We start from the raw sequence: 20,117 nt of genomic DNA, 5'->3' as shown, positions 1-20,117 counted from the left end.
AGTCTCACCAGGATCGGAACGGCGAATGACCGCAAACGAAAAGGGCAGGAAGCAAAGCAAACCGGACAGCCAGCTGAATGCCCGTCAACTTCGGGATATGTTGCTGGACGCCCTCCATGGCATGCGGTCGATGGAGGAAATTGAAGCGTTGGGCCGGAAAGGCGCTGAGCCGCCCAAAGAAGCAGATGGCCTGATTGATCGCCTGGGCAACCTGACCGGCTCCGCGCTCCGCTTTGGGATTCGTGCCACGGATACCTCGCTGCGATTTGGTCGTGCTCTGATCAACTCTCAGGACCAACTCCGGACCATGCTTGCCGCTGGTCAGTCACTGCGGGATATACGCGAGGTGGCAGGGCTTACTCTGTCCGAAATGTCAGAGGCGCTGGATCTGAAGGACAAGTCAATTCTTGAAGCCATCGAAAACGGCACGGCCACCCTGTCGTTCGAATTGATTCTCCGCCTCGCGGCGCTCATCGCCCGTAACGATCCCATTCCCTTCATCATCCGAACTACCCGAAATTACAACCCGGAGGTCTGGCAAGCGCTCAATGACTGGGGTGTGGGACGGATTCCCCTGCAGTTCGAACGGGAGCGCGAGTTCATCAACATCTTCCGTCGCCACGACGATGCCCGCAACCTGTCCGACGAAGGATTCCGGCGGGTACTGGAATTTACCCGCCAGAGTTTCGAGATGTCGCTGCACTTTGTGGAGGAACAGGAACAACAGGTGGCCGAGATGCGCGCAGAGCTGAACGCCAGTAACAGCAACTCCGAAGACTGAAACAACCTAGCAGAACAGGCCTCTCATCCTGACAGGATCAGGATTCAGTACCACGCCCTTTTCGGTCACGATGGCATCGATCAGCTTCGCCGGTGTCACATCAAATACCGGGTTGTGTACATCAACGCCGGCTGGCGCCAGGGGGATTCCCCGAATTTCCCTCACCTCGGTGCCCTCCCGTTCCTCTATCGGGATATCGCCGCCTGATTCCAACGACATATCAACGGTGCTGGACGGCGCCACGACCATAAACCGAACATCGTGATGCTTTGCCAACACCGCCAGACTGTAGGTCCCGATCTTGTTGGCCACGTCACCATTGGCGGTAATCCGATCCGCTCCGACAACAACCCATTTCACTTCACCGCCCGCCAGGATTGATGCGGCGGCACCATCCGCATTCAGAGTGACCGGAATTCCATCGCGCGCCAATTCCCAGGCAGTCAGCCGGCTCCCCTGTAACCAGGGGCGGGTTTCATCAGCAAACACCCGTCCCAATAGCGATTTCTCGTGCAAATGACGAATTACCCCAAGCGCTGTCCCGTACCCGCCTGTCGCCAAGGCTCCGGTGTTGCAATGGGTCAGCACAGAGATTGGGCTCGCCGGTGCCATAACACTGAGCGCGTGTTCCGCCATGGTCAGGTTGGCCGACAGGTCTTCGTCATGGATTTTTACGGCTTCATCTGCAAGGTGTCTGACAGCCTCCGCCGGTGTCGTGCAGGCCTCGAAAACCTTGCCCATCCTCTGCAATGCCCAAAACAGATTGACGGCTGTCGGACGTGACTCAGCGAGCTCATCCATGGCTTGCCGGATCTCGGCTTGCCATTCACCGCTACCGGCGTGGCGCGCCGCCAGGGCTACACCGTAAGCCGCACTGATTCCGATAGCCGGTGCGCCACGAACCACCATATCCCGAATGCACTGTGCCACACCGGCCGCGCCTTCCACCGTGATCCAGTGTTCCTCGGCGGGGAGCAGACGCTGATCCAGCAATTCCAGGCTATCCCCGTGCCAACGCATAGCAACGGTACCCATGGCCCGGGAGTCGGTTGATTCAGGCGATCTCGCCATAATGTTGCTCCGTATTGAAACGCTGAAAAGCGGCAGTATAACGTTTATACTTCCGGGCTACATTTTCTTTGCGCAGCCCTGGCTGCGCTGGCATACAAGGCAGGTGCATGACCGCAGACACCATCATCGCAGGCGATATCCGAATCAATGCCCGCTGGCTCATCCCAATTGAGCCGGAGGCCGTTGTTCTCGAGCATCAGGCAGTCATCATCCAGGGCTCCCGGATTGCCGCCGTGGTTTCCCAGGAAGAAGCAGACCGCAAATATCGCACCCGTGAGACGGTTGACTTGCCGAATCATGTTGCCATGCCCGGGCTGATTAATATGCACGGCCATGCCGCCATGTCATTGTTCCGTGGTCTGGCCGACGATCTGCCCCTGATGACCTGGCTGAACGATCACATCTGGCCCGCCGAAGGTGCCTTTGTCAGCGAGCAGTTCATCGCCGATGGTACCCAGCTCGCGATGGCTGAAATGATCCGGACAGGTACAACCACGTTCTCGGACATGTACTTTTTCCCGGAAATTGCAGCCCAGTCCGCCCACGATACCGGGATGCGCGCACAGATCAGCTTTCCATTGCTGGACTTCCCCACGGTTTGGGGATCGGGGCCGGACGAATACCTGAGTAAAGGTGAAGCGCTGATCAAACACTGGGCACAGGATGACTACGTCATGCCCGCGATTGGCCCGCACGCGCCCTACACCGTCTCTGACGACCCACTAAGGCGTTCTGTCCAGCTCTCGAAAGACACGGGCGCGCCGATCCAGATACATCTGCACGAAACTGCTTTCGAGGTACAGGACGCCGAAGAGAAGCTCGGCCAGAGGCCTGTTGCCCGGATGTCGGAGCTGGGTGTGCTCGACACCAATACCCAGTGCGTGCATATGACCCAGATAAACGATTCGGACCTGAAAGCCGTGATGGACTCGGGCGCCCATGTCATCCACTGCCCGGAATCCAACCTTAAATTAGCCAGCGGCTTCTCACCGACGCAGAAGCTGCTTGACGCCGGCGTCAATGTCGCTATTGGTACCGACGGCGCCGCCAGCAACAATGACCTGGACATGTTTGGCGAGCTGCGAACCGCAGCAATGGTCGCAAAAGTGGTCGCCGATGACGCCGCCGCCGTCTCAGCTCATCAGGCCTTGCGCATGGCAACGCTTAATGGCGCCCGTGCGATGGGCCGGGAGCAGGATCTGGGATCGCTCACCGCTGGTAAGCTGGCTGACGTTATCGCCATCGACCTGAGCGACCCGTTCCTTCAGCCGGTTTATGATCCGGCCTCTCACCTTGTATACAGCAACCATGGGCGGGCAGTAAGCCATAGCTGGATCCACGGCGTACCACAGTTACAGGAAGGCCGGCTGACCCGGATAGACGTGGCAGATCTCATGCTCCGGGTGCAGGACTGGCAGGCACGCATTCGCCACAACAAGTCTTAATCAACCCTTATCGACCGCTTGATCAGGCAGACTGAATCATGACAAACCAGAATGTAGACCAGAATGAAATCGCAAAATTCGAGGCATTGGCCAGCCGCTGGTGGGATCCTTCCAGCGAGTTTCGCCCGCTGCACGAGATCAACCCGCTGCGACTGAACTACATTGACGAACGCGCCCCACTGGCTGGCAAAAAGGTTCTGGATGTTGGCTGCGGCGGTGGCCTGCTGTCTGAAGGCATGGCCCAGAGAGGCGCTCACGTCACCGGTATCGATATGGGGGAAGCGCCGCTGTCGGTTGCCAAACTTCACGGTCTCGAAAGTGGCATCAAGGTGGATTACCGTCAGACCACCGTCGAGGAGTTGGCCCGGGATCCGGAGCACGCCGGCCAGTACGATGTCGTCACCTGCCTGGAAATGCTGGAACACGTGCCGGACCCGGCGTCCGTGCTCCGGGCCTGCGCGGCCATGCTCAAACCCGGCGGTGACATCTTCGTCTCCACCATCAACCGTAACCCGAAGTCTTTCCTGTTCGCCATTGTTGGCGCCGAGTACGTGCTGAACATGCTGCCCAAAGGCACCCATGAGTGGAAGAAATTCATTCGTCCGTCAGAGATGTCTGACCACCTGCGCCACGCAGGCCTTGATGTCATGGAGCTGACCGGCATGACCTATAACCCCATCACCAAGATCTACAAGCTGGGGCGTGATGTCGACGTGAACTACCTCATGCATGCCAGGGATTCTCGTGACGCCTGACTCCAAACCCTCAGCGGTACTGTTCGACCTGGACGGCACCCTCATCGACACGGCGCCGGATTTTATCCGCTGCCTGAATGCGCTTCGACAGCAGCATGGCCTGGCGGCGCTGCCAGCCGAGCAGATACGGCGTTCGGTATCCAATGGCGCCCGCGCCATGATTCGGGTTGGCTTTGGCCTCGAACCGGATCACCCGGAGTATCTCGAAAAGCATTCGGCGTTCCTGGATCTTTACGAGGCGGGTGTTGCTGACGAAACCACGCTGTTCGACGGGATGAACGACATTCTTGTCGAGCTGGAAGCACGGGACATTCCCTGGGGCATTGTCACCAACAAACCTGCTCGCTTTGCCGGCCCGCTGATCACAGCACTCGGACTCGACGCCCGCTGTGCCAGCCTGATTTGTCCGGATCACGTCGAGCAGCGGAAGCCACACCCGGAGTCCCTGCTTCTGGCCTGCAAGGAAATCGGTGCGGCCCCGGAAGATGCGATCTATGTCGGCGATCACGTACGGGATATCGAGGCCGGGAGAAACGCCGGCATGAAGACCATCGCGGTGCGGTACGGTTACATTGAGGAGCCGGAATCGGTTGATCTCTGGCAAGCCGACCTGATCGCCGATACGGTCAGGGACCTGGCAAAGCTGTTACAATAACCCCAGATTACTCACCCGGTTTCGAACCGGTAACGCCTGACACGGAGACAGGTTATGCAAGATTACCAAGCACCCGCCGATCTTCTTCAAGACCGCATCATCATGGTGACGGGTGCCGGCAGTGGTATTGGCCGCACGGCTGCAAAAACCTATGCCGCCCACGGCGCTACCGTCATCCTGGTCGGTCGTACGGTTTCCAAGCTCGAGGAGGTTTACGACGAGATTGAAGCCGCTGGCCATCCACAACCTGCCATTGTGCCCATGAACTTCGAGGGTGCAGCGGTGAAGGATTACGAAGAGCTGGCCATGACCATCGAGGATAATTTCGGTCGGCTGGACGGCATTCTCCACAATGCGGCCATTCTCGGTGATCGCAGCCCTGTCGAACTGTATGACCCGGAAACCTGGAACAAGGTGATGCAGGTGAACGCCACCGCGCCATTTCTCCTGAGCCGGGCGATGATTCCCCTGCTGCGTCTTTCCACGGACGCGTCGGTTATTTTCACCTCCTCCGGCGTTGGCCGAAAAGCCAAGGCTTACTGGGGCGCCTATGCGGTTTCCAAGTTTGCGGTTGAGGGCCTGAGCCAGCTCCTCGCAGACGAACTCGACGACGAACGCCACAATGTGCGGGTGAACAGCCTGAACCCTGGCGCTACCCGCACCAGTATGCGGGCCCTCGCCTATCCGGCCGAGAATCCACAACAGAACCCCACGCCCGAGGAACTGATGCCCATCTACCTGTACCTCATGGGCAAAGACAGCCACGGCGTGACCGGCCAGCAACTGGATGCACAGCCGAAATAATGGAACTGCTTTTCTACACAACATCCCAGTGCCACCTGTGCGAACTGGCTGAATCGCTCTTGATCAATACGCCGATGCCGGAACCCATCCCGGTGGATGTGGTGGACATCGCCCAGTCTGAAGAGCTGGTAACGCGCTACGGTACCCGTATTCCGGTGCTGCGCCGTAACGACACCGGTGCGGAGCTGGACTGGCCGTTTACCAGGGACGAGCTACTGACGTTCTTGCAATGAGGATTACCTGACATGTTGATGGTTATTTCCCCTGCCAAAACTCTGGATTACGAAAGCCCGCTGGCGACCGAACGCTTCACCCAGCCGGACTTTCTCGATGATGCCTGTGAGCTCATCGACCAGCTCAAGGAACTGGAGCCACATCAGGTCAGCAACCTGATGGGCATCAGCGACAAACTGGGACAACTGAACGCAGACCGTTTCCAGAGCTGGCACACACCATTTACACCGGACAACGCCCGCCAGGCAATTCTGGCTTTCAAGGGTGATGTGTATACCGGACTGAATGCCGAAGATTTCAGCGAGGAAGATTTCGACTTTGCCCAGAACCATCTTCGCATGCTGTCAGGTTTGTATGCCCTGCTTCGACCACTCGATCTGATGCAGCCATATCGTCTGGAAATGGGAACAAAGTTCGAGAATAAGCGTGGCAAGGATCTCTACGCCTTCTGGGGCAACATCATTACCGATGAGATCAATCGCCTCCTCGACAACGACGACGGTGTGCTGGTCAACCTGGCATCCAATGAGTATTTCAAATCGGTCAAGAAAAAGGCATTGAACGGGCGCCTGATCACGCCTCAGTTCAAAGACTTCAAGAATGGCCAGTACAAGATGATCAGTTTTTACGCCAAGAAAGCCCGCGGTCTGATGTGCCGATACGCCATCCAGAACCACATTACCCAGGCCGATGATCTCAAAGCCTTCAACCTGGAAGGTTATTATTTCAGCGAAGAGCAGTCAGACACCAACAACTGGGTTTTCCTTCGGGAAGAACAGTAATACCGCTTTAATCGGAGTAAATCATGAACGAAGCGATGTTTTCCGAAATCGCCATGCTAGTGTTGCTCACCGCCTTGATTGGCTGGATGGGTTTCATTGTCTGGGACCTGGCCAAGAAGTCCAAAGCCGGCCGCTTTGGCACGGCTGCCCTGTTTATTGTCCTGGGGGCTGGCGTTGTCGGCTTCATCGTAAAGACGGTTCTCGTCGAGATCATGCAGATCTGATGCCCTGAGCGTCACTTTACGGTCACCACCCGGTGGCCGTATCATCCCTCGCTTTTCATACTTTCTTTTTTATCTGTAGGACCAAACCTGATGTGGTTTCGTAACGCCCGTGTTTTTCGATTTACCAAGCCGTTTGATATTTCCGCCGAACAACTCGAAGAAAAACTCCAGGCCGATGCCTTCAAACCTTGTGGCCCACAGGAGACCAGCCGCCAGGGTTGGGTTCCGCCGCTGGGCAAGCACGGCGAACAACTGGTGCACAGCGCCAACGGTTACCATCTGATTGCGTTGAGGAAAGAAGAGAAAATCCTGCCCGGTCCGGTGGTCAAGGAAGCCGTGGAAGAGAAGGCCGAAGCGATCGAGTTTGAGCAGGGGCGCAAGGTTCGCCGCAAGGAAAAAGACGAAATCAAAGAACAGGTCGTGCTGGAAATGCTGCCCAAGGCGTTCTCCAAGAACCGTCGCAGCTTTGCCTACTTGTCACCACAGGACGGTGTGCTCGTGGTGGATTCCGGGTCAGCAAAGCAGGCAGAGGATCTGGCGTCTACCCTACGTAAAAGCCTCGGCTCACTGCCCGTGCGCCCACCCGCGGTGGAACAGGCTCCGGCTTTCACGTTCACCGGCTGGCTGAACGAGACCATCGACCTGCCACCCCAGGTGGTTCTGGGCAGCGAATGCGAACTGAAAGATCCGTCAGAGGATGGCGGCGTGGTGCGTTGCAAGGGGCTTGACCTGAAGGCAGACGAGATTCGCAACCACCTGGAAGCGGGTATGCAGGTCACCAAACTGGCGCTGACCTGGGACGACAACGTGTCTTTCGTTTTGGATGAAGAGTTGGGCATTCGCCGCCTGAAATTCGGGGAAACCCTCCAGGATCAGCTGGACGATGTGGACGCGGATGACGCCGCAGCCAAATTCGACGCCGCTTTCACCTTGATGACACTGGAACTGTCCCGACTGATTCCCGGACTGCTCGAAGCCCTGGGTGGCGAAGACCGCTCAGCCATCGTTGAGGAATAACAACCACCCCCGGAAAGCGCCCCTCAGTGGGCGCTTTTACCTAACCTTTCCCGTTTCCATTCCTTGTCCGGTTCATTAAGCACGAGCCGAAGGTCCATCACTTCCTCTTCCGGGTTGTACTTGATCTCGAAGCCCATGTGCTCGGCCAACTGCAACATCGGGCGATTGTCCGGCAACACGTTGCCCACCATTTCCACCGTTCCCCGTGAACGACAGTAGTCGATCATTTTCTGCATCAGGGCCACACCGAGCCCCTCGCCTTTCATGTTGTCGTGCACCATCACCGCGAATTCGCACTGCAGGTTGTCGGCGTCGGTCCAGGTCCTTACCGTGCCGAGGGTTTCCTCCCCCTCCCCATCTTCCCGGGGTGCATTGGCGATAAATACCATTTCCCGGTCGTAGTCGATCTGCACCATCTGTGCGACGTCTTCCCGGGAGAAGTGTTTCCGGTACTGGAAAAACCGGTACCGGATGGACTCCGGTGACTGCAATTCGTGGAACGCCCGGTGAGCGGGCTCATCCTCGGCCAGCACAGGGCGTATAATGACTCGGCGCCCGGATTTCGGCAGCACAATCCACTCCTCGAGCTCCTTGGGATAGGGTTGAATGATGGGCCGCCCGGTCTTCTCCGACAGATCAATCGCAACATTCACTGCGACGGCGCCCTGATCGTTGAACAGTAGGGGCGCAATTTCCAGGCCCTGTATTTCCGGATTGTCGATCACAATCTGGGACAGAGTCACCAGAGTTTCCGAGACAGCACGGATGTCTTCCTCCGGTTTCAGGCTGTGCTCTTTCAAGAGTTTGTACATGTAGGTTCGACGCAGGAGTTCACGGGCCAGCACCATGTTCAGAGGCGGTAGCGCGATCTGGCGATCCGTCATCACATTAATCTGAGCGCCGGCAGCGCCACACACGACCAACGGCCCAAACAGCGCGTCCCGGGTGATACCCACGCTGAACTCGATACCGCCGACATGTTGATAAGAACGCTGAACCGCAAACCCGAGGAATCCGCTCTCTGGAAAATGCTTCTGGTACTCCTCCATCAGGTAGCGGCACGCCTCCATGATCGCGACTTCGCTGTTCAGTTTTTGCATCGTGCCCTTGTATCGCCGCTGAGTGGGGCTGAGATCTAGAAACGGCTGACATGCCTGCTCATGAATGATGGTGATATCAACCGGGCGGCGCTCGACCGCAAACACCTCAAGCACTTCTTCCATGTCATCGCAGTACATGGTTTCTATCGTGCTGATGCCATAATCACGGACCAGATCCCTGGCCTCGCGATTGGACAGGTGCATACGCCCCGAACGCAGAGCCGACATCACCACTCGACGGGTATGGGAGCGATCATCAAAGTGGTCCGTGAAGGACTCCGGGGTTTCGGTCAGCAGTCTCTGCACTCTCTGGTGCCGGACATGCTGCATGAAGGCCATCACCGCCTTCTCCGGATTAAAGAACGACGGAATCCCGGCACGGTAGAATTCCTCCCGGGAATCCATCACCGTGCTTTGTCCCAGCCAGCAGGTGAACACATTAAGGCGAGTCCCCTTGGACGCCTGAACCACCGCATCGGCAATCTGCATACTGTCTTCGGTCAAGCTGGGCGCGTACATCACCAATACGTTGGCAACTTCCGGATCCTTCGCCAGAATCTTGATGGCCTTGGCATACAACTCAGGCGAGGCATCGTAGTTAAGGTCGATGGGGTTTCGACGGGTCCAGTAAGGGGGTAGCAGTTCAGCCAGGTCCTCAATCGAGCTTTCCGACAGCTTCGCCAGTTCTCCCCCCAGATCCGCCAGTCGATCCACCGCCAACACCCCCGGGCCCACGCCATTGGCCATGATCGCCAGGGATTCGCGGCGCAAAGGGCGCATGCGCGTGAGCGTTTCGAGGGCATCAAACATCTGCCCCAGGCCATCGACCCGAAGAACACCCGCTCGCTGTAGCATGGCATCGTAGATGGGATCACTGCGGGTGAGGCCCGCCGGGAGTTCATGGCGGAACCATTCAGACTCGGGAACCCGCCCGGATTTTACCGCAATCACCGGTTTGGTGCGGGAGGCGACCCGGACCGCGGACATGAAACGCCGCGCATTCGGGATATTTTCGATGTGCAGGAGGATGGCACGGGTTTGAGTGTCCTGGGCCAGATAATCAATCAAGTCATCGTGATCGATATCCATGCCATCGCCGAGGGTCAGGAAGTAGGAGAAGCCAACACCCCGGGCAAAAGCCCAGTCAATCACCGAGCTGGCGATGGTGCCAGACTGACCAACAAAGGCTACCCGACCGGGGATGGCGCCCATGTGGGCGTATGTAGCGTTCAGGCTTCGGGCCGGCACCATCAGGCCAATGGTATTGGGCCCCAGGACGCGTATCCCGGTCTCCTTTGCGGCTTCACGCACCGAATACATCAAGGGTTGTCCGGTTTTGCTGTGGGTACGGGACATGCCGCCGGTCATGACAATAGCCGTTCGGACGCCCGCCTCACCCAGCCGCTTGATGGTTTTGGCAACGGTATCCGGCGGCGTACAGATAATCGCCAGATCCGGAGAGAAATCCATCTTGGATACTTTACGAAGGCACGGAACGCCGTGCACGTTGTCATAGTCGTTCTGGTTGATCACCAGCAGCCTGCCAGGATAGCCGCCCCCAAGAAGGTTCCGCAGCACCATCCCACCGAGGTTATCGGCCCGCTCGGACGCCCCGATCACAACAATCGAATCCGGGTTGAACAGACTTTCCAGGTACCGGGTACTCAATCGGGTTCTCCTTAATGTCTGGCTCGGGGCCGGACAAGATGACAACGTTAATAAAACAGGTTACTTATCAATGTATACCTTATCTTAGGCGTAGATGAATTGATGTAAAACGGCTATTGCGCCTATAAGACCAAAGAAACACGGCACCCTGCGGTTTTCCCTGATAACATTGTCGAAAATAACAGCAGATTCAGGGCATTCAGACACGCATGACCACGGCATTCTTTTCCCACGACGACTGCATGAAGCACAACATGGGCCCGGAGCATCCGGAATGCCCGGAGCGGCTGTCCGCTATCCTGAGCTACATCGCAGATACCAACCTTGAACAGGATCTGGACTGGGTTCGGCCGGAAGAGATCACCCGTGATCAGTTGCTGATGGTTCACCCCGAAAAATACCTGCAACAACTCGACATGATGCAGCCCACCCGCGGACGGGTGTTTACCGACCCGGACACGGCCATGATGCCCGATACCCTCCGTGCCGCCCGACTCGCGGCCGGCGCCAACGTGCAGGCAGTGGACATGGTGATGAGCAGCCAGGTCACGAACGCGTTTGTCTGTGCCCGCCCGCCAGGTCATCACGCAGAACGCAGCAAATCCATGGGATTTTGCTTCTACAACAACGTTGCCCTTGCCGCCATGCGGGCTCTGAACTTCCATCACTTGGAGCGGGTCGCAATCATTGACTTTGACGTGCACCAGGGCAACGGCACCGTCGATATTGTCAGTGGCGACGAACGCATCCTGATGTGTTCAAGCTTCCAGCATCCGTTCTACCCACACTCTCATGTATACCGGCAGGCACCGAACATCATCAACGCGCCCATAGAGGCAAATTGCTCCGCGGCGGATTACCGCAAGGCCGTGGAAACGGCCTGGGTGAAGAAACTGCAGGATTTCAAACCCCAGGTGATCCTGATCTCTGCAGGCTTTGACAGCCACCGGTTAGATCCGATGGCAGAGCTGAACCTCGATACGGAAGACTACCGTTGGCTGACGGAGATGATCACCAGCGTGGCCCATGACCATTCGAATGATCGGGTCATCTCAACACTGGAGGGTGGCTATCACCTGAAGGCACTGGCAGAAAGTGTTACCGCCCACCTTCAGGTTCTGAACTCGGTATATTAACCCCGAAACTCAGCCGGCAGATTCACCACCGTAGCCGTTGGCCTGCTGGAACTCGGGCCGCTCGCCTTCTCTCTGAAGACGGATGGTGGTGCGCCGGTTTTCGGAGGGCCGCCGGGATGCCGGGTACTGGTCGCCATGCGCCCTGACGATAATCAGATCTTCGCTGATCCCCTGCGACATGAGATAATCCGCCACGATGTTGGCCCGCTCCTCGGACAACGCGCGATTGTCGATCCGGCTTCCCAGTCGGTCGGTATGGCCATCCACAAAAATCCGCTCAACCGTGGTATCGGCCTGGACATAGCGAACAATATTATCCAGAAGTTGTCTGTCCGACGCAGACAACTCGGCGCTTCCGCTGGCGAACGGAATACGTGAACGCTGGATCTGATCGTAGTTAACCGGCAACAGGTTGCCCGCACAGAGCTGATACTGCTGGAATGGCCGCCCGAAGTTCACGTTCGACACCTGAACCCTGACGGGCTTGCCGTCATACCAGGACTCACGGGTTACCGTTGGCCGCAGCCCCTCCAGCAGCCCCTGGACCAACTGCCTTGCTTGTCTCGCATCCAGATAGACCGGCCGGTTGCTGCCGGAAACGTCCACGGTGCCCACCGGCCTCGGCGCAACACCCGGCCGCCAGGAAGGCGCCTCGACCACGACCAGTCCCCTGCCCGGCTTCATGACCGGCGAGGCAGATTCCAGGTAAAACTGCAGATTTTCTCCGGCCCGATGACGAAATACCGCCCTGCCATAACCGGGTACTTCATGGACCAGGGAGCATTCAAAAACCGATTCCGAGAGATACCACTGACTGTTTTCGATGCCAGCACCATAAGTCGCGGCCCCGGACTGACCGGACAGCACCAGGCCGAGCCCGCCGGCCAGAGAGGTCAATGTTCTGAATATACGGAGTGCCATCAGCGGTTCCCGTCTCGTCTCCGAGTTTGTATCACTGAGTCTGTTAACGGCCAGAACCCACCGCGCTTTAGGCCCAGATACAAAAACAAACAGAGCCGCCTTCTGGTATAATTCGCGAAATTTTCAGGCGTCGGCCTTTGCCGTTTGCCCAGACTCGAACCCAGAACCCGATTTGTGGAACCGACCCAATGACTGACCAGATTACGCTTGTCCGCCCGGATGACTGGCACCTGCACGTTCGCGACGGAGACATTCTCAACAGCGTTGTCCCGGCAACGGCCGCTTGCTTTGGTCGAGCGATCATCATGCCGAACCTGGTTCCACCGGTCACCACCGCCGACGAAGCGATGGCGTATCGAGGCAGAATCCTGGCCGCGGCCGAAGGCACGGGATTCCAGCCGCTAATGACCCTGTACCTGACAGAGACCACAACCGCCGAAGATATACGGGAAGCCAAAGCGGCCGGTGTTGTTGCCGCCAAGCTATATCCCGCAGGAGCGACGACCAACTCGGCCTCCGGGGTTACCGATATCCGCAATATTTACCCGGTTCTGGAAGCCATGGCTGGCTGCGGCATGTTGTTGCTGGTGCACGGCGAGGTCACGGATGCCGATATCGACATCTTTGATCGCGAAAAAATATTCCTGGAGCGGGTACTTGCCCCCACCCTCGAGGCCTTCCCGACACTCAGAGTGGTACTCGAACACATCACCACGGAAGATTCAGCCCGGTTTGTTCAGCAGCATTCCGGCGACAACCTTGCCGCCACCCTGACGCCCCAGCACCTGATGTACAACCGCAACCACATGCTGGTCGGAGGCGTGCGGCCGCACCTTTATTGCCTCCCGATCCTGAAGCGGAACCGCCATCAGCTGGCGCTGAGAGATGCCGTCGCCAGTGGTGACAAACGATTCTTCCTCGGCACCGATTCCGCGCCCCACGCCAAGGACCGAAAAGAAGCCGCCTGCGGTTGCGCCGGTTGCTACTCCGCCTTTGGCGCCATTGGCCTTTACGCCGATGTGTTTGAAGAACTGGGCATTCTCGATAAGCTCGAGGCTTTCGCCAGCTTCAACGGCGCGGACTTCTATGGCCTGAAACGCAATACGGACACCATCACCCTCGTGCGCGATCCCTGGACCATGCCCGAACAACTGCCGCTGGCAGATGGACACATCGTGCCGCTCAAAGCCGGTGAAACCGTAAACTGGCGCCTGGCATAAAGCGTATAACTTTCTGATACACGGCGATGAAACCGGAGTTTGAGTGACTGACGAAACCCAAGACACGCATCCAATGTCCCGACGTTTCCGCGGCTTCCTACCTGTAGTCGTGGATGTTGAAACCGCTGGTTTCAACCCAGAGCGGGATGCATTGCTTGAAGTAGCCGCGGTACTTCTGACCATGGACGAGGACGGCTACCTGCGCCGAACCGAAACCCACGTCCAGCAGATTGATCCGTTTGAAGGCGCCAACCTCGAGCAGTCCGCGCTGGATTTCACTGGAATTGATCCCTGGAATCCGGAGCGTGAAGCTGTCCCGGAACGGGAGGGCCTGAGCGAGATATTCAGCCCCATCCGCCAGGCCGTCAAACAGCACGACTGCAAGCGCGCCGTACTGGTTGGCCACAACGCCACCTTTGACCACAATTTCGTGTTCGCGGCCGCCTTGCGGGCGGATATTAAACGGAATCCGTTTCATCCGTTTTCGACGTTCGATACCGCCACCCTGGCAGGCCTCGCCTACGGACATACCGTTCTGGCCCAGGCCTGCAAACTGGCGGGCATCCCGTTCAGCAATAAGGAAGCCCACTCCGCCGCCTACGATGCAGAGAAAACGGCCGATCTGTTCTGCGGGATCGTCAACCGTTGGCGAGATCTGGGCGGGTTTCCACCACCACTGGTTGAAGATATGTCCGAATAACAAAAAAACCCCGCCAAGGCGGGGTGTTTTTGTTCGACGGGGAAGGTCGTACGTTACCAGTAAATACCGCGCATGATCGCCGCAAAGGCCACCTGCTCTGTCGATACCTTCGGCTTCTCGGACGACTTGCTGCCAGCAGCAGCTGGCGAGTCCGGGAACATCCGATAACCGGTGTTCATCACGATCTCACCCATCTTCGGTGCCAGAGCATGCAGTACCTGGGCAAAGACACCCAGTCGGGTCGCGATGCGCTTCGGACGATAGACAATGGCATCGGCGACCATCTGGGCGGCTTCATCCGGAGTCAGGGTCGGTACCGAGTCGTAGATCTTTGTCGGCGCAATCATCGGCGTTTTCACCAGCGGCATGTTAATGGTGGTAAATGTGACGTTGCGATCAGACCACTCTGCGGCAGCGCATCGGCTGAATGCATCCAGCGCAGACTTCGAAGCCACATAGGACGAGAAGCGCGGCGCATTGGTCAGAACACCGATAGACGAAATATTGACCACATGACCGCGACGCTGCTCAAGCATGGTGGGCGCAAAGCCCATGATCAGGCGAACGGAACCGAAGTAGTTCAGCTGCATGGTGCGCTCGAAGTCGTGGAAACGGTCAAATGACAAGTCGAGAGAGCGGCGAATGGAGCGGCCGGCGTTGTTCACCAGAACATCCACATGGCCGTGGTTATCCAGAACCGTCTTCACAAAACGATCGCAGTCGTCCATGTCGGAGAAGTCACACTGGTACGCGTGGATGTTTCCACCTTTCTCCTCCAGTTTAGCGGCCACTTCGTCCAGGGTCTCCTTGGTACGCGCACCGATGACCAGGGTCGCACCGGCCTCCGCCAGTTTCTCAGCGGTCGCCAGACCAATCCCGGAGGTTGCACCGGTAACCACGCAGACCCGACCTTCCACCGTGCCGCGCAACGTGCGGTCCTTGAACAGGTCCGGATCCAGGTTGCGCTCCCAGTAATCCCAGATCACGGGAGAATAATCCGGCAGGCGCGGTACTTCGATGCCACTTCCTTTCAGTGCGCGCTCGGTTTCCCGGGCATCAAAACGGGTCGGGTAATTGATAAACGACATCACCGACGGTGGTATGCCCATGTCATCCAGAACGGCGCTGGTAAGACGTTTGACCGGCGGCAGATTCTTCAAGCTCTGGCGGATAAACGGCGGGATAAACCCGAACATGCGGGAATCAATACGCATGGCCATCTTCGGCGCATGCCCGGCTTCGGAGAAGATATTGAGAATCTCGCCCACTTTATACGGATCGGTATCCACAAGGTGGAAACAGTTGCCATCCTCGCCATCCAAATGGGCAATATGGTCCATGGCATTAACCACGAAATCCACCGGCACGATGTTCAGGCGACCGCCTTCAATACCAATGGTCGGCACCCACTGGGGAAGTGCGTGGCGGATCTTCTGGATCATTTTGAAGAAGTAGTACGGCCCGTCGACCTTGTCCATCTCGCCGGTTTCGGAATGGCCAATCACCATACCGGGCCGGTAGATACGGAACGGTACCTTGCATTCCTCACGCACCACTTTCTCAGATTCATGCTTGGTTAGCAGGTAGGGATGATCGAGCTTCTCTGCTTCCTCGAACATGTCCTCCCGGAATATACCCTTGAACAGCCCGGCGGCCGCGATCGAAGATACATGGTGGAAGTGTTTGGCAGCCATCGCTTCGGCCGCATTCACAGCTGCCCGGGTACCCTCGATGTTGGTCTTCTGCTGGGCTTCTTCATCGGCGCCCATGTCATAAACGGCAGCGAGGTGAAAAAAGTGATCGATATTGCCATTAAGGGAGGCCAGGGTTTCTGCATCAATGCCAAGATTGGCACTGGTCAGGTCACCGATTACCGGCTTTACCTGCGATTCGTCCGCGCCCCAGCGCTCACGGAGTTGGTCGAGTTTCTCGAGGGATTGCTCGCGTACCAGAAGATAGACGGTGCCGCCCCGTGCCAGCAGCTTTTCGACAAGAAATCGGCCAATAAAGCCGGTTCCACCTGTCAGGAAATAGTTCATCGGTGTTCCACCCTGCCTGTTGCTTGATTGTTTTAGGTCCATGCCGGCCAAAACTTAGACTAAAGTCTTAGACCGAATTCGATTGGATTGTACTTTATTGCAACCTTCATGTATCGGATTTTTTTAGAGCCTTTACTCTGTAACCCATTGTTTTTAATTGAGTAATTACTCTATATTTTTCAATAAAACGCGTCCATTTACCCGACACAATCCCATTGAGATTAGCACAGGAATGCAGGCTCGTGCCGCACCCGGGAAGATTAACGGAAACCCATGAAACCACCGCCAAGCAGTGCGATAATCAGGAACTTATCGCACCCTTTGGTGTCACCAAAATTCATAGCAAATCCAGCTTTTGGAATACCAAGCATGCAGAAAGACAACCCCAATACCGAACGCTACATCACCATAGCCCGCGCCTGTCTCAAAGCAATAAACGACACCGCCGAGAACGCTGGCAGCCGGGAAGAGAAGATCCAAGCCGTTTACGAGGCCATCGACAGTGCCTTTCAATCCGAGTTCGCTGATTACCGCCAGTCTGTCGCCATCATGGCGACGGTTCTCGAACGCATCGCTTCCGGACAGCTGGATGCGGAGAAAGCAGCGGAATTGGCCCGGAAAACTCTGGATCAGCAGCCTGCAAGCTCTGGCTCCTCTCCGATGCACTGAGTCACTCCTGCCATCACTCAACACTGCGAGGCGACATGACATCTGGTAAAACACTGACTGCGGCGTTGCACGAGCGCTTTTTTTCACGGCTGACGCTACTTGTTCTGCTGGTGATAACCAGCAGCTTTACGTGGGCTACCCAGACTCCGGTTCAAAGCCCAAACGATGACAACAACTACCGGGTCATTGCCCTCGATAATGGCCTCAGGGCTGTTCTTGTCTCCTCGCCGGGCTCTGACAAAGCCGCCGTGTCCATGAACGTTGCCGTGGGGAGCGGAGACGATCCTGAAGACCGTGAAGGACTGGCCCATTTTCTGGAACACATGCTGTTTCTGGGTACCGAGAAATACCCGGCCCCGGGCGAGTACCAGCAGTTCATCAAGAGCCATGGCGGCAGCCACAACGCCTTTACGGCCTTCCAGGACACCAATTATTTTTTTGATATCCAGGCCCCGTTCCTTGAGCCGGCGCTGGATCGCTTTGCCCAGCAATTTGCGGCTCCCCTGTTCACGCCGGAACTGGTGGACAGAGAACGTAACGCGGTTCATTCGGAATTCAGCGCCAAGCAGAAAGAAGATGGACGTCGCTTTTACTCCGTTAAAAAGGCCGCCAGCAATCCGGAACACGCGTTCAGTCATTTCGCCGTTGGTAATCTGACGACCCTGGAAAATACGGACAGCAACCCGCTGCGCCCCGATCTCATCGAGTTCTGGAAAACCCATTACTCATCCAACCTGATGACGCTGTCAGTCTTGGGCCCCCAGTCACTGGATGAGCTCGAGCGCATGGTCAGTACACGGTTCGACGCCATTGAAAATCGAGCATTGAGCGCCGGAACGCACACTGCCTCTATCTATGCACCCGAAACCCTGCCGGCTCGGGTAACGGCGGATGCACTCAAGGACGTTCGCAGCCTTACCCTCTCCTTCCCGATTCCCTCGCAAATTGAGAACTACCGGACCAAGCCCGCGTCTTATGTCGCCAACCTGCTTGGTCACGAGGGGCCAGGAAGTCTTTTGGATGTACTGAAAAAGGCGGGTCTCGCCGAGAGTCTGTCTGCCGGAGCGGGGATGGACACCGGGGAAGAGGCAACGCTGGATATCAGCATGTCCCTCACCCCCGAGGGCCTGCGCCAGCAAGACAATATTGTTGCCCTGGTGTTTAATTACATTGACAAAATCCGCACCAGCGGAATCAGCGAGCAGCGCTTTCGCGAGATGCAGCAGCTTGCCAACATCGATTTTCGCTTCGCCGAGAAAAGCGATCCAATCCACGAGGTCATGGCGCTCTCCAGTCAGCTTCGGCACTATCCGGCCGAAGATCTGCTGCGAGCACGCTGGTTGATGGAAGACTACGCACCCGAGCAGTATCGCGACCTTCTGGACCGGCTTACGCCAGACAACGTGATGATCTTCGTGCTGGCGCCAGAACCGGAACTGGAGCAGCCCGAGAAAACGCAGTGGTATGACGCCGAATGGCAAAGAGAGTCCCTCGCACCCGAGGCTCTGAGTTCCGGGGCGCCCACGCCTCTCGCATCGCAACTCCAGCTCCCAGCGGCCAATCCTTTTATACCCCAAGACCTTGCGCTGGTTGGCGGCCCAACCATGGACAAGCCAACACTGCTGGGTAGCCCGGACGGCTTTGATATCTGGTATGCCCGAGACACGCGCTTCAATACACCCAAAGCCAACGTATATATCAGCTTGCGCACACCGGCAGCCCGAGCATCCGCACGAAGCAGCGTTCTGACCCGGTTGCTGGTGGATGCCGTCAACACCAACCTCAATGCCTGGGCCTATTCCGCCCGACTTGCCGGCCTCAATTACCGTGTTTACCCGCACCTTCGCGGCATAACCATCAGGGTTGGCGGCTACAACGACAAGCTTCATCAGCTGCTCAAGCAAATCCTGGCGCAGATATCGAACCCGAATCTCACCCAGCAGAGGTTCGATATTGCCCGCCAGAAGCTCGTGGACAGCCTGCAAAATAAAGCCAAGGATCGTCCTGTCGAGCAAACGTCTGAGTTCATTCAGACGGCTCTCATTGAGGGGGCCTGGAGTACCAAGGCCAAACTGGAGGCCGCACAGCAGGTGACCCTGGACGAACTCCAATCATTCTCGAAAGCGCTGCTCGCAGAAGTCGACCCTGTCATGATGGCCCACGGCAACGTATCCGAAGCCTACGCCCTGAATCTGTCCAGGCAGGTAAATGCTTTTGTCCTTGCAGGCAATGACGTGACAAAGGTCAGCCGCAGCCATGTCCGTCAGCTTCCGGACCAGGAAACGCAGGTTGATCTGGCCGTTAATCACCCGGACACCGGCTATACTCTCTACATGCAGGGAGACAACACCGGGTTTGCCGAGCGTGCCCGGTTCAGGCTGCTTGCCCAGATCATTAGCAGTCCGTTCTACGAGAACATCCGCACCACACGCCAGTTGGGCTACATTGTCTACGCCACCCCTTTTGAGATGCTTGAGACCCCCGCCCTCGGCTTCGTTGTGCAATCGCCGGTTGCAGATCAAGCGCAAATCGACCAGGCCGTGCAGGATTTTTCACTGAAATTTGAAGAACGACTGAACGCATTGGATGGACCGGCCCTGGAGCGGGAAAAACAGGCCGTTATCAGCAGTGTGTTGGAGAAAGATCGCCAACTGGGAGACATTTCCGGGCGATACTGGCGAGAAATCGACCGGGAGGCCTACGATTTCGACTCGCGCCAGAAGCTCGCTAACGCCGTCAGGCATGTGAGCCGGGATGAATTACTGGCGACTTTCCGCAAAGCTGTACTGGAACGCCGGCACGCGTTACGTGTCGTCACAGGCACCGATCAGGCCGATGCCATCACAGCACTGACCCGGCTGACACAGCAACCGCCGGTACCGGCAAGCTGAAACGC

Annotated in this window: 18 protein-coding genes; 14 read left to right on the top strand and 4 right to left on the bottom strand. The window is 57.2% G+C overall.

The genetic code is table 11. The features are described from left to right. Positions 1-25 precede the first annotated feature (25 nt). Positions 26-781, top strand: coding sequence for a helix-turn-helix domain-containing protein (locus D777_RS09530; RefSeq protein ID WP_036131082.1), 756 nt, complete (start codon positions 26-28; stop codon positions 779-781). A 6-nt stretch (positions 782-787) separates the two neighbouring features. On the opposite strand, the gene mtnA is transcribed toward D777_RS09530, so the two are convergent. Continuing rightward, positions 788-1,852, bottom strand: a complete 1,065-nt coding sequence (gene mtnA, locus D777_RS09525) for an S-methyl-5-thioribose-1-phosphate isomerase (RefSeq protein ID WP_051669037.1) — start codon at positions 1,850-1,852, stop codon at positions 788-790. A 107-nt stretch (positions 1,853-1,959) separates the two neighbouring features. Here mtnA and D777_RS09520 point away from each other — a divergent pair, with 107 nt between their 5' ends. From D777_RS09520 to rdgC, 8 genes are all read left to right on the top strand, one after another. Then, entirely contained in the window at positions 1,960-3,297 is a 1,338-nt protein-coding gene (locus D777_RS09520; RefSeq protein WP_036131079.1) for a TRZ/ATZ family hydrolase, read from the top strand. Between the two features lie 38 nt (positions 3,298-3,335). After that, positions 3,336-4,052 (top strand): bifunctional 2-polyprenyl-6-hydroxyphenol methylase/3-demethylubiquinol 3-O-methyltransferase UbiG, encoded by a 717-nt coding sequence (gene ubiG / locus D777_RS09515; protein WP_036131077.1) that lies wholly within the window; start codon positions 3,336-3,338, stop codon positions 4,050-4,052. Next, on the top strand, positions 4,042-4,707 hold the full coding sequence (locus tag D777_RS09510) for an HAD-IA family hydrolase (RefSeq protein WP_036131074.1): 666 nt from the start codon (positions 4,042-4,044) through the stop codon (positions 4,705-4,707). Before ubiG ends, D777_RS09510 begins: the two co-directional genes overlap by 11 nt. A 54-nt stretch (positions 4,708-4,761) precedes the next feature. Then, on the top strand, positions 4,762-5,511 hold the full coding sequence (locus tag D777_RS09505) for a YciK family oxidoreductase (protein ID WP_036131071.1): 750 nt from the start codon (positions 4,762-4,764) through the stop codon (positions 5,509-5,511). Further along, positions 5,511-5,744, top strand: coding sequence for a glutaredoxin family protein (locus D777_RS09500; protein ID WP_036131067.1), 234 nt, complete (start codon positions 5,511-5,513; stop codon positions 5,742-5,744). Before D777_RS09505 ends, D777_RS09500 begins: the two co-directional genes overlap by 1 nt. Positions 5,745-5,756: 12 nt before the next feature. Continuing rightward, positions 5,757-6,527, top strand: a complete 771-nt coding sequence (gene yaaA, locus D777_RS09495; RefSeq protein ID WP_036131065.1) for a peroxide stress protein YaaA — start codon at positions 5,757-5,759, stop codon at positions 6,525-6,527. A 23-nt stretch (positions 6,528-6,550) separates the two neighbouring features. Continuing rightward, positions 6,551-6,751 carry a DUF2788 domain-containing protein gene (locus D777_RS09490; RefSeq protein WP_036131062.1) on the top strand — a complete coding sequence of 67 codons (201 nt, stop codon included), beginning with the start codon at positions 6,551-6,553 and terminating at the stop codon, positions 6,749-6,751. Between the two features lie 90 nt (positions 6,752-6,841). Then, entirely contained in the window at positions 6,842-7,768 is a 927-nt protein-coding gene (rdgC, locus tag D777_RS09485; RefSeq protein ID WP_036131059.1) for a recombination-associated protein RdgC, read from the top strand. A 23-nt stretch (positions 7,769-7,791) separates the two neighbouring features. Here rdgC and D777_RS09480 read toward each other — a convergent pair whose 3' ends face one another. Next, complete coding sequence (locus D777_RS09480; RefSeq protein ID WP_036131057.1) at positions 7,792-10,536, bottom strand: bifunctional acetate--CoA ligase family protein/GNAT family N-acetyltransferase; 2,745 nt, start codon at positions 10,534-10,536, stop codon at positions 7,792-7,794. Positions 10,537-10,745: 209 nt separating this feature from the next. Here D777_RS09480 and D777_RS09475 point away from each other — a divergent pair, with 209 nt between their 5' ends. Further along, on the top strand, positions 10,746-11,672 hold the full coding sequence (locus D777_RS09475; RefSeq protein WP_036131054.1) for a histone deacetylase family protein: 927 nt from the start codon (positions 10,746-10,748) through the stop codon (positions 11,670-11,672). 9 nt (positions 11,673-11,681) lie between these two features. Here the strand turns inward: D777_RS09475 and D777_RS09470 are convergent, their stop codons facing one another. After that, on the bottom strand, positions 11,682-12,593 hold the full coding sequence (locus tag D777_RS09470; protein ID WP_036131053.1) for a flagellar protein MotY: 912 nt from the start codon (positions 12,591-12,593) through the stop codon (positions 11,682-11,684). A 188-nt stretch (positions 12,594-12,781) separates the two neighbouring features. Here D777_RS09470 and pyrC point away from each other — a divergent pair, with 188 nt between their 5' ends. Continuing rightward, a complete protein-coding gene (gene pyrC, locus D777_RS09465) occupies positions 12,782-13,813 on the top strand; it encodes a dihydroorotase (RefSeq protein ID WP_036131050.1) in 1,032 nt (343 codons plus the stop codon). A gap of 73 nt (positions 13,814-13,886) precedes the next feature. Next, positions 13,887-14,513 carry a ribonuclease T gene (gene rnt / locus D777_RS09460; RefSeq protein ID WP_036131335.1) on the top strand — a complete coding sequence of 209 codons (627 nt, stop codon included), beginning with the start codon at positions 13,887-13,889 and terminating at the stop codon, positions 14,511-14,513. Between the two features lie 53 nt (positions 14,514-14,566). On the opposite strand, the gene D777_RS09455 is transcribed toward rnt, so the two are convergent. Then, positions 14,567-16,552, bottom strand: coding sequence for an SDR family oxidoreductase (locus D777_RS09455; protein ID WP_036131048.1), 1,986 nt, complete (start codon positions 16,550-16,552; stop codon positions 14,567-14,569). Between the two features lie 369 nt (positions 16,553-16,921). On the opposite strand from D777_RS09455, the gene D777_RS09450 reads away from it, so the two are divergent. Together D777_RS09450 and D777_RS09445 are read left to right on the top strand one after the other, a co-directional pair. Then, positions 16,922-17,221, top strand: a complete 300-nt coding sequence (locus D777_RS09450) for a hypothetical protein (protein ID WP_036131046.1) — start codon at positions 16,922-16,924, stop codon at positions 17,219-17,221. A gap of 35 nt (positions 17,222-17,256) precedes the next feature. After that, a complete protein-coding gene (locus D777_RS09445; RefSeq protein WP_051669036.1) occupies positions 17,257-20,112 on the top strand; it encodes an insulinase family protein in 2,856 nt (951 codons plus the stop codon). Positions 20,113-20,117: the final 5 nt, after the last annotated feature.

The organism is Marinobacter nitratireducens (assembly GCF_000708045.1).
GTDB classification, from domain to species: Bacteria; Pseudomonadota; Gammaproteobacteria; order Pseudomonadales; family Oleiphilaceae; genus Marinobacter; species Marinobacter nitratireducens.
Note: the sequence above shows the minus strand (reverse complement) of the source record. Positions and strands in the feature narration are given on the sequence as shown.